Annotated in this window: 13 protein-coding genes; 9 read left to right on the top strand and 4 right to left on the bottom strand. The window is 43.4% G+C overall.

What is annotated here, in order from left to right; genetic code table 11:
* The 4 genes from FP827_03995 to rsmA all read left to right on the top strand — a co-directional run.
* Window positions 1-653: aminotransferase class I/II-fold pyridoxal phosphate-dependent enzyme (locus FP827_03995; protein ID MBA3052236.1), on the top strand; the 653-nt coding region annotated here is incomplete at its 5' end.
* Complete coding sequence (locus FP827_03990; protein MBA3052235.1) at window positions 650-2020, top strand: homoserine dehydrogenase; 1371 nt, start codon at window positions 650-652, stop codon at window positions 2018-2020. The genes FP827_03995 and FP827_03990, both read left to right, overlap by 4 nt.
* The gene (locus FP827_03985) at window positions 2017-3060 is read left to right on the top strand and encodes a threonine synthase (GenBank protein ID MBA3052234.1); all 1044 of its coding nucleotides are present in this window, start codon (window positions 2017-2019) and stop codon (window positions 3058-3060) included. Before FP827_03990 ends, FP827_03985 begins: the two co-directional genes overlap by 4 nt.
* The gene (rsmA, locus tag FP827_03980; GenBank protein MBA3052233.1) at window positions 3061-3864 is read left to right on the top strand and encodes a ribosomal RNA small subunit methyltransferase A; all 804 of its coding nucleotides are present in this window, start codon (window positions 3061-3063) and stop codon (window positions 3862-3864) included.
* Between the two features lie 99 nt (window positions 3865-3963).
* Here the strand turns inward: rsmA and FP827_03975 are convergent, their stop codons facing one another.
* Genes FP827_03975 through FP827_03965 form a run of 3 tightly spaced genes read right to left on the bottom strand, consistent with a single transcriptional unit; the run spans window position 3964 to window position 5382 of the window.
* Window positions 3964-4872: a HipA domain-containing protein gene (locus FP827_03975; protein MBA3052232.1), complete on the bottom strand. Its 909-nt coding sequence runs from the start codon at window positions 4870-4872 to the stop codon at window positions 3964-3966.
* Window positions 4869-5192 carry a phosphatidylinositol kinase gene (locus FP827_03970; protein ID MBA3052231.1) on the bottom strand — a complete coding sequence of 108 codons (324 nt, stop codon included), beginning with the start codon at window positions 5190-5192 and terminating at the stop codon, window positions 4869-4871. Before FP827_03970 ends, FP827_03975 begins: the two co-directional genes overlap by 4 nt.
* Window positions 5176-5382 carry a helix-turn-helix transcriptional regulator gene (locus FP827_03965; GenBank protein ID MBA3052230.1) on the bottom strand — a complete coding sequence of 69 codons (207 nt, stop codon included), beginning with the start codon at window positions 5380-5382 and terminating at the stop codon, window positions 5176-5178. Before FP827_03965 ends, FP827_03970 begins: the two co-directional genes overlap by 17 nt.
* A 406-nt stretch (window positions 5383-5788) precedes the next feature.
* On the opposite strand from FP827_03965, the gene FP827_03960 reads away from it, so the two are divergent.
* From FP827_03960 to FP827_03950, 3 genes are all read left to right on the top strand, one after another.
* Window positions 5789-6055, top strand: a complete 267-nt coding sequence (locus FP827_03960; protein ID MBA3052229.1) for a hypothetical protein — start codon at window positions 5789-5791, stop codon at window positions 6053-6055.
* Window positions 6048-6329, top strand: coding sequence for a type II toxin-antitoxin system RelE/ParE family toxin (locus tag FP827_03955; protein MBA3052228.1), 282 nt, complete (start codon window positions 6048-6050; stop codon window positions 6327-6329). Before FP827_03960 ends, FP827_03955 begins: the two co-directional genes overlap by 8 nt.
* Window positions 6330-6557: 228 nt before the next feature.
* Window positions 6558-6797 carry a DUF167 domain-containing protein gene (locus FP827_03950; protein MBA3052227.1) on the top strand — a complete coding sequence of 80 codons (240 nt, stop codon included), beginning with the start codon at window positions 6558-6560 and terminating at the stop codon, window positions 6795-6797.
* A gap of 76 nt (window positions 6798-6873) precedes the next feature.
* On the opposite strand, the gene FP827_03945 is transcribed toward FP827_03950, so the two are convergent.
* The gene (locus tag FP827_03945; protein ID MBA3052226.1) at window positions 6874-7209 is read right to left on the bottom strand and encodes a helix-turn-helix transcriptional regulator; all 336 of its coding nucleotides are present in this window, start codon (window positions 7207-7209) and stop codon (window positions 6874-6876) included.
* Between the two features lie 177 nt (window positions 7210-7386).
* Between FP827_03945 and FP827_03940 the strand changes: the two genes are divergently transcribed.
* Together FP827_03940 and FP827_03935 are read left to right on the top strand one after the other, a co-directional pair.
* On the top strand, window positions 7387-8034 hold the full coding sequence (locus FP827_03940) for a hypothetical protein (GenBank protein ID MBA3052225.1): 648 nt from the start codon (window positions 7387-7389) through the stop codon (window positions 8032-8034).
* A gap of 70 nt (window positions 8035-8104) precedes the next feature.
* Window positions 8105-8487, top strand: a 383-nt coding sequence (locus FP827_03935) for a hypothetical protein (protein MBA3052224.1), incomplete at its 3' end; no start/stop codon positions are given.

Raw genomic sequence — 8487 nt, 5'->3', positions numbered from 1 at the left:
CAGTTATAGAAGATAAAAAATATCTGGAGGAAGTCGTCAAATTCGCGAAGAAGTACGATATAATAGTCATTTACGATAACGCTTATTCGGAGGTGACATTCGGTGATTATGTCGCTCCGTCTTTTTTACAGGTGAAGGGCGGGAAAGACGTGGGTGTCGAGTTTGGATCTTTTTCAAAGACATATAACATGGCGGGCTGGCGAATCGGCTGGGCGGCCGGCAATTCCGAGATCCTGGGGGTGCTGGCGAAATACAAGAGTTATCTTGATTACGGCGTGCCGACCTTCGTGCAGCTCTCAGGGGTGCGGGCGCTGGAGCTGGAAAAAAAGGACATCCAGCCGACGCTCGATGAATATGAAAAACGCTTTGATTTTTTTGTAAAAAAACTTTCGTCCATAGGATGGGATGTGAAAAAGCCCAAAGCCACGATGTATCTCTGGGCGAAGATACCGCCCCCGTACGCGAATATGCCCTCTCTGGAATTCGCGGAACTTCTTATAGAGACAACCGGTATTGCCGTCGCTCCGGGGATAGGTTTCGGCACCTACGGTGAAGGTTATGTGCGTATAGCGATGGTGACGCATTACAAAAGATTCCATGACGCTTTTTTGAGGCTCAAAAAATTCATGAAGAATCCGCCCTCTCAAAAATGAAGAAGACGATAAACATAGGACTCGCCGGATACGGCACGGTGGGGAAAGGCGTGATGTCGCTTCTCCTGTCAAAAAACGAGGATCTTTCCGCGCGCGCCGGGGCTAAGCTGCGGATCAAAAGAGTGTGCGATAAAAAATTCGCGGCTAAGGATAAGGCCGACGCCCGCCGGTTATCTGAACAGAACAAGGGCTATCACGGCCTTCTTCCCGAGAGCAAAGTCTATACGCCGGACATAGAGGATATTTTCAACGACCCCGAAATAGATATATTCGTCGAGCTGATAGGCGGTTATCAGCCCGCCAAAAGGTTTATTCTTCTGGCGCTGGAGAGGGGGATGGATGTTGTCACCGCCAACAAAAATGTTCTGGCAAAGGACTTTAACGAACTGCTCGCTGCGGCCGCTAAAAACAAAAGACGGATATATTTTGAGGCCACGGCCGGCGCGGGAATACCAATTATCGCGGCGATAAATGAGGGCTTTTGCGCCAATGAGATATACGGTTTGGCGGGGATACTCAACGGGACAACCAATTATATACTGTCCGAGATGTCATCGGGTAAAGCTGGTTTTAACGAATCGCTGAAAAAAGCGCAGAAACTCGGTTTCGCCGAAGCCGACCCCACGCTTGATATCACGGGCGGCGATTCCGCGTCCAAACTGGCGATATTGTCGTCGCTGATTTTTAAGAGTCACATAAAGCCGTCTGACATATACACGGAAGGGATAGAGAAGATACAGCCTTTTGACATAAAGCTGGGCGGGGAACTGGGTTACACCATTAAACTTTTTACGCTCATGGAAAAGGTAAAACCCGAACAGGGAAAAGCTTCCGCGAAAGAGGGCGTTGCCTTTCAGGTTGTTCCCGCCTTTATAAAGAGCTCGCATCCCCTTGCCAGTGTCTCGGGGGCTTTTAACGCCGTGTATATAAAGAGCGACGCCGCGGGCGAGCAGATGCTCTACGGCCCCGGCGCGGGTTCTCTTCCCGCCGCTTCCGCCGTGGTCAGCGACATCGTTTACTCGGCGCGCCACATAATGGAAAAGAGCGCTCTCCACATGCCGTTTTTTGATTTGAAAAAAAAGCCGCCGCGTATCGCCGACGCCAGAGAGGTGGAATCATGTTTTTATCTCAGGTTCACCGCCGAGGATAAACCCGGGGTGCTGGCGCGAATCGCTGATATACTTGCCGATCACGGCATATCCGTTGCGTCTGTCGTCCAGAAAGACGGTTTCTCACCCAAGGCGGTGCCCATTGTCGTGCTCACGCATGAGGCCCGGACGGGGGATTTGATAAACGCCATAGGTGAAATAGACAAACTTAAAATGGTGAAGGAAAAAACTGTTTATTACAGGCTTCTGGATATATGAAAGGCCTGATAGAAAGATACAGAAAATATCTGCCGGTGACCCCGGCCACGCCCGTCATTTCCCTGCAGGAGGGCTCCACCCCCCTGATACGTGTCCCGCGCATTGAAAAAGAATTCGATTTTCCTTTTCAGCTCTATGTCAAATATGAAGGATTGAACCCGACGGGTTCTTTCAAGGACAGGGGCATGACCATGGCCATGTCCAAGGCCGCCGAAAAAGGCTGTGAATATGTGATATGCGCATCCACCGGCAACACCTCGGCTTCGGCCGCGGCCTATGGTGCGCGGGCGAAAATAAAAGTGCTTGTCGTTATACCCGAAGGGGCGATAGCTCTGGGCAAACTTTCGCAGGCGATGATACACGGCGCGAAGATCGTGGCCGTCAGGGGAAATTTTGACGATTCTCTGAAGATCGTCCGGGAGATATGCGAAAAATATCCCGTTGAGCTCGTCAACTCCATAAATCCTTTCAGGATAGAGGGGCAGAAAACAGCCGCCTTTGAGATCGTCGACGACCTGGGCCGTGCGCCGGATTATCACGCCATTCCCGTCGGGAACGCTGGAAACATAACGGCCTATTGGAAAGGCTATAAAGAATATTCCGCCGTCCGTCCTGTGATGATGGGTTTTCAGGCGGCCAAATCCGCGCCCATCGTTGACGGGCACATAATAAAAGATCCGCAGACTGTGGCCACGGCCATAAAGATAGGGAATCCCGCTTCATGGAAAAAGGCGGAAGAGGCCAGGGACGAATCTCTCGGCGTCATAGACAAGGTGACGGACGATGAGATAATCTTCGCCTACAAGGCTCTCGCCGGGCTCGAAGGAGTCTTCTGCGAGCCGGCCTCCGCCGCGAGTGTCGCGGGCCTGATCAAATACAACAAAAAAGGTTATTTTAAAAACGCCTCGGAGAGGACGATAATAACGGCCACCCTCACCGGCCACGGCCTGAAAGACCCCGACACGGCCATCAAATCATGCGAGCACCCGGCTCTTGCACCGCCGGACCTCGAGGAAGTCTGTAAACTTTTAGGCCTGTAAATGCCTGAGAAGTTCGGGCAGCATTTTCTCAAAGACAAAACAGTAGTTGAAAAAATAATCTCGCTGCTGCCGCCGGGCGGCAATCTTTTAGAGATCGGCCCGGGGAAGGGCGCTCTGACATATAAACTCGCGCTGAACGCTTCCGATATCATCTGTGTTGAAAGAGACCCGAAGCTCGCCTATTATATGAAAGAGAAATTCGGCGGCGAAAAATTGCGTGTCATAACGGGCGACATACTGAAAGAAAGCGGATTTTTTGACGGCGCGCCGTTTAACATAATCAGCAATCTGCCTTACGGCATATCAACGGACATAATCTATTTTCTTGCCGCGCTGCCCGCATGGAATACATGCGTTTTGACTCTTCAGAAAGAGACGGCGGAACGCTTCACCGCGGCGACGGGCTCTTCCGGCTACGGCCGGACATCCGTGACGGCGGGCGTATTTTTTGATATTCATCTTGTCTTCACATTTTCAAAAAAATGTTTCAGTCCTCCGCCCAAAGTCGACGCGGGCGTGCTCGTTTTAAAAAACAGGAACACCGGCATAAACTCGGATGAGTGGAAGGACTTCATGAACATCTGTTTTTTCTCAAAGCGAAAAACATTGGCCAATAATTTAAAGAGGCTTCCTGATGATAAGGCCGTCAGGCTTTCGGAACACCCTGACATTGCCCCCGAAGCCCGGCCTCAGGAAGTTTCGCCCGGGCAATATTTAGAATTGTTCAAAAAAATATTTCCTCCGGCATGCAGGGATAGTAACGAAGCTTGCTGTCTTGCGCCCCCTAGGGGCTCAAAACCGTGAAATTCGCCGTTTATTTGCATATTTTCACGGTTTTGTTGACAAAAGAGTGAAAAGTTTTCCGCTCCAATTTGATAAATAAAGCAAATTAGGAGTATAGCCCTATTCCGTCAATCTTGAAAATCTTTCTAAGACGATAGCGGTTAATTTTTTTCTAAAATCCGAATTTAATTGTGAATCTTTTATGGAGTCAAGAATTATTTGTTTTTTATCAAGAAGATTGCGGGTTATTTTTTGAGGGATGTTATATTTTTCAGAGAAATTAAAAAAATCCCTAAGCCCTAAATTATTTTTTTTACCGTTTATTGTTATCGCGCAGTCTTCTTCCCCCGGAATTAATAATTTAGAAGATACGATATCATAAGCGGGCGACAGACGTACAGTGCGCATATCTGTATAGTTGATGGAGTAATTCTTTAAATGAGCGTCGCCGTTTCCGATTATGAAAAAAAATAAAGCTCTTTCATAAACGCGCTGAATATCCAGTCCCGGTATTTGGGATATTTCATTTAATTTATTCGCTATCTGCTCAAGTGAACCCGTATATTTATCTCTTTTTGATTTCCCCATAACCTGGCAGAAATCTTCCTGATTGATTTTGCCGCCGTTTTTGCGGTCAAATCTTTTTATAATAAAGGCTGAACTGCCGTCCTTTAATTTTATTAATGCGTGAGGGGGAATATCCAGCCCGATTTGTCCGGCAATCGCCATACACAGATTCTCGTTTTCAGGTAACTGTTCATATATTCCCGCTTGCGGTTTGAGAATATATTCTCCTCCCTCGCCGACGGATATTAATTTTTTTGACTTTTTATCCAGTTTTATTGAAAGTTTTGCCTGAACCCCCGATATTGATAACTTGCCCGCCATCTCCTGAGCTTTTATTGTTAATTCATTTAAAGACAGTTCTATCCGCGGAATATAGCTAACGCCAAAAAGGTCTTTCAGGCATTTTTTATGAAAGATTAAATTTTCAGATATTTTATTTCCGCACGAAAAACATCTGTTCATAATATTTCCTCTATGGATATTGCGCCGACGGTTTCTTTACAGGTGGCCAGAAGAAGTCCGTAATCATCTTCTCTGTCTATTTTCAATGTGGACGCAACCATTTCAAGATACCATCCTTCCGGAAGCAGCCCCTGAAAAAAAGGGAAGAGCGCGCCGCTTTCATAGGCATCTATCTGCAGAGGCAGTGAAACAGAAATCGGCGTATTTTTTTCAATGAAATCTTTTTCGTATGTGAATTTATAACCATGAGCGGTTTCTTCTATAATACCGGCTTTTTGACCGTTTGAATATACGGTTGCTTTTCTATAATTTGTTTTCATCTTTCGTGATATCAATGTGGTAACCGAAAAACCGTAAGACTTGATCAACCTTATCAAGCTGTACGGTCGCCTTGCCGTTTTCCAGTTCCCTGATAAATCGTAAGCCAACTCCCGCGCGCTCAGATAATTCCACCTGCGTAAGGTGAAATTTTTTTCTTAATTCTTTGATATGTTTGCCTATATTATTCATCTTCATGCCTCGGCAATAGTATAGACCCTTTCGGGCGCAATGTCAAGTTTTTTTATTACAAACTATACCTTTTCGGGTATAGTTTGCGATGATAATGTATAAAATAAGCCCGACAGGGTAGAATTACCACATTAAAAAATCAATATTATACCCGTTAGGGTGGATATACAATTCTTAGCCTGCATTATTCATAATGAGAATATTTCTGATAAAAGTGTTTTTACCCTTCGGGCACAAGGGGTAGCCGCAGGTTATAATGCCCTTTTGGGTGCTTCAGCCTGCGTTTAATTGACGGGGAATATACGCAACCTAAAGTTGCAGCTTCAGGGATGCGTGCGCTTGACAAGCGAGTTGAATAACATTAAACTATTGTTGTAGCTCTTTTGAGCTACAAAGGAGGCTTGCCATGATTAAATACGCGAACATGCGGGATCTTAAAGTAAGGACACCTGATATTATTGCTTTTACAGAACAGGGAAGTGATGTGATTATAACTTTCAGAGGGAAACCAAAAGCTATTCTTTCCCGCATTGATGAAGATACGCTTGAAGAATATATCCTGACGCACTCGCCGAAGTTTCAAAAAATGCTGGATGAGATGGATAAAGATATAGAAAAAGGACAATACAGAAATTTCCGCAAATATCTTAAAGAAAAAAAGATAAATGTATAAGGTTTACAGTACGCCGCGTGCGGAAAAAGATCTCAATAAAATATCAGAAAAGATTGCGCGCGTTATATTCAAAGAAATATTATTTCTTGAGAAAAACCCTTTTCCCGACGGCTACAGAATAAAAAAGATTAGAAGGCTATTCAAGCCCGCCAAATATGAATTAAAAGTTCAGGATTACAGGGTGCTTTTTAGTATGATGAGCAATAAAATAATTATTGGCAGAATAATTCATAGAAAAGATTTGGAACTTGCGTTAAAAAAATTGCGCCGCTGAATACGTATTAATTATGCCTATTCAACTTTTACAATTCCCAGGAATAGTTGTGACGATATTTTGGATATGCAGAATAGGATATGCAGAATGGAGTTGGCAGTTCCATAAATCTATGTAAAATGGAACTATGTATGAGTCCACTCTAAAAAGTCATTCTCGGTGTCATTCCGACGAATGTAATGAGGAGGAATCTTGATTATAAGCATTTTAGAGCGGACTCAATAAACTATGAAGATAAAAATTAAAGTTAAAGCCGCAAGCAAGACGCCCGGAGTGAGCCTCCGCGCCGACGGGATGCTCTGCGTGAAAGTGGACGCGCTGCCTCAGAAGGGCAAAGCCAATAAGCGTCTCATGGAAATATTGTCGGAACATTTCGGCGTCGCGAAATCTGAAATCAGCATTGTCCACGGCGCCGGCGAGTCCGTCAAGCTCATTGAGATAAAAAAAGAAGTTTCATCACGAAAATGAGTTGGTAGCTTTTCATCGCTTAATGTATGACAAAAGGGAGACCCGTATAACAAACTCGAACCGGTTATTGTAGGGGCTATTTCTTTTGCCAAGTCAAAACGTCTTTAATTATTTTTGAAAGTAATTCTAAATTTTTAACTTTCTGTTTTCTTAATCTGTTGCAGATTTCGTCTATTATCTTTTCTTTTTCTGTTTGGGGGATACTGTTTGTTACTGCTCTAAAGAATTCTATAAGAGGAAGATTTAGAGCATTAGCAATTTTCTCAAGACTCTTTATGCTTATGTTTACTTCACCCCTCTCTACTGCGCCAACATAAGTGTTATGAAGTTTTGCCTTGTTTGCTAATGTTTCCTGTGTCCAGCCCTTCTTTTTTCTCGAATCCGCTATTCTCTTGCCTATATATTTTAACATTTTGCCCCCTCATTTTGTATCAAATACGAATATATAGGATAATCTCGATTTAATCCACAGAATATATACATAAATTGGGCTTGACAAAAAATAGATATATCTATTAAAATGAAACGGGAATTTAATGGTAGCAGTTCGCCATATTAGTAATTTTCAGTTTTATTAAATTTGTTGGATATGTGGCAGGAAGAGGAACCAATGATAAAGAGAATTATTCTGTTAATAGGCATAGCTGTATTTTTTTCGAGTTGTGCCGCAGTACATAAACCTATTTTGTTACATAACAATTTTACTCGACCAATTAAAGTTGCAGTTCTTCCATTTGCAAATGAAACCAGCGACCTTACCGCTGGAGAATTATTCAGAGAACTATTTTATTATGGATTAAAGGAAAAAGATTATGAACTTATTCCAATGGAGGTGATTGATAAAAAGCTAAATGCAATCGGTATAACGGATGGAGGGCAACTTCCGTCTATTGGACAGGACGAATTAATAAAAGAACTTGGGGTTTCGGGGTTGATATATGGGACATTGAAAAAGTGCCAATACCTGACAACCGGTATTTACAAGAAAAAAGAAGTCATAGGAAATATCAAGGTTTATAAAAATGGGGATTTATACTGGGAAGATGAAATAACAGTTACGAAAAAAGAATTCGGTTTAAATCCTATAAAGGGGTTACAGGAACAAGTAACTAATAAGTTTTTTGAAGGAGCTTTTAAAAAATATGCCGGTCATCCATTGTATGCGCATATTGAAAACATGGTGTATCAATTGCAGGCAACTATGCCTGGTAAAAGGGAAGAGGTTTCTGGTTGGTGACGAATGAATTTGGAAGAGGTTTGAGGATAGAAGAGGAAAATATATCCTCAAGTTAAAAGAGGGGGTCTTGATGAGAATTAAATTTTCTGGTGTTTTTTTGTGCCTTGCTATTGTTTTTATGTGTTCTTCTGTTTACGCTAAAGAACCAAGAACTGGATTGTCCATTATTCCAACTTTTAACAGTCTTGGTTTGGGAATTAGATCGTGGAGAACAGCTCAGTTTGGTTGGGAATTGCAGGGGAATACTAGTTTTGATGGTGATTACAAAACAGGTTTGGCAAAATTAATGTACAGTCCAAGCACTGATAAGTCTCGTTTTTATCTTTTTGGCGGCCTTGGTGGATTTAGCTACAGTGGAGATAATTGGTCTGGAAGTAGTTCTTATTATGCAATTGGCACAGGATGGGAATGGCTGAAAGGCATAAGAAAGAATCAAGGAGCATCTTTTGAAAT

Source organism: Candidatus Omnitrophota bacterium, from assembly GCA_013791745.1.
GTDB lineage: Bacteria > CG03 > CG03 > CG03 > CG03 > CG03.
The sequence above is the reverse complement of the archived record's forward strand: the minus strand, read 5'-3'. Positions and strand labels throughout refer to the sequence as shown.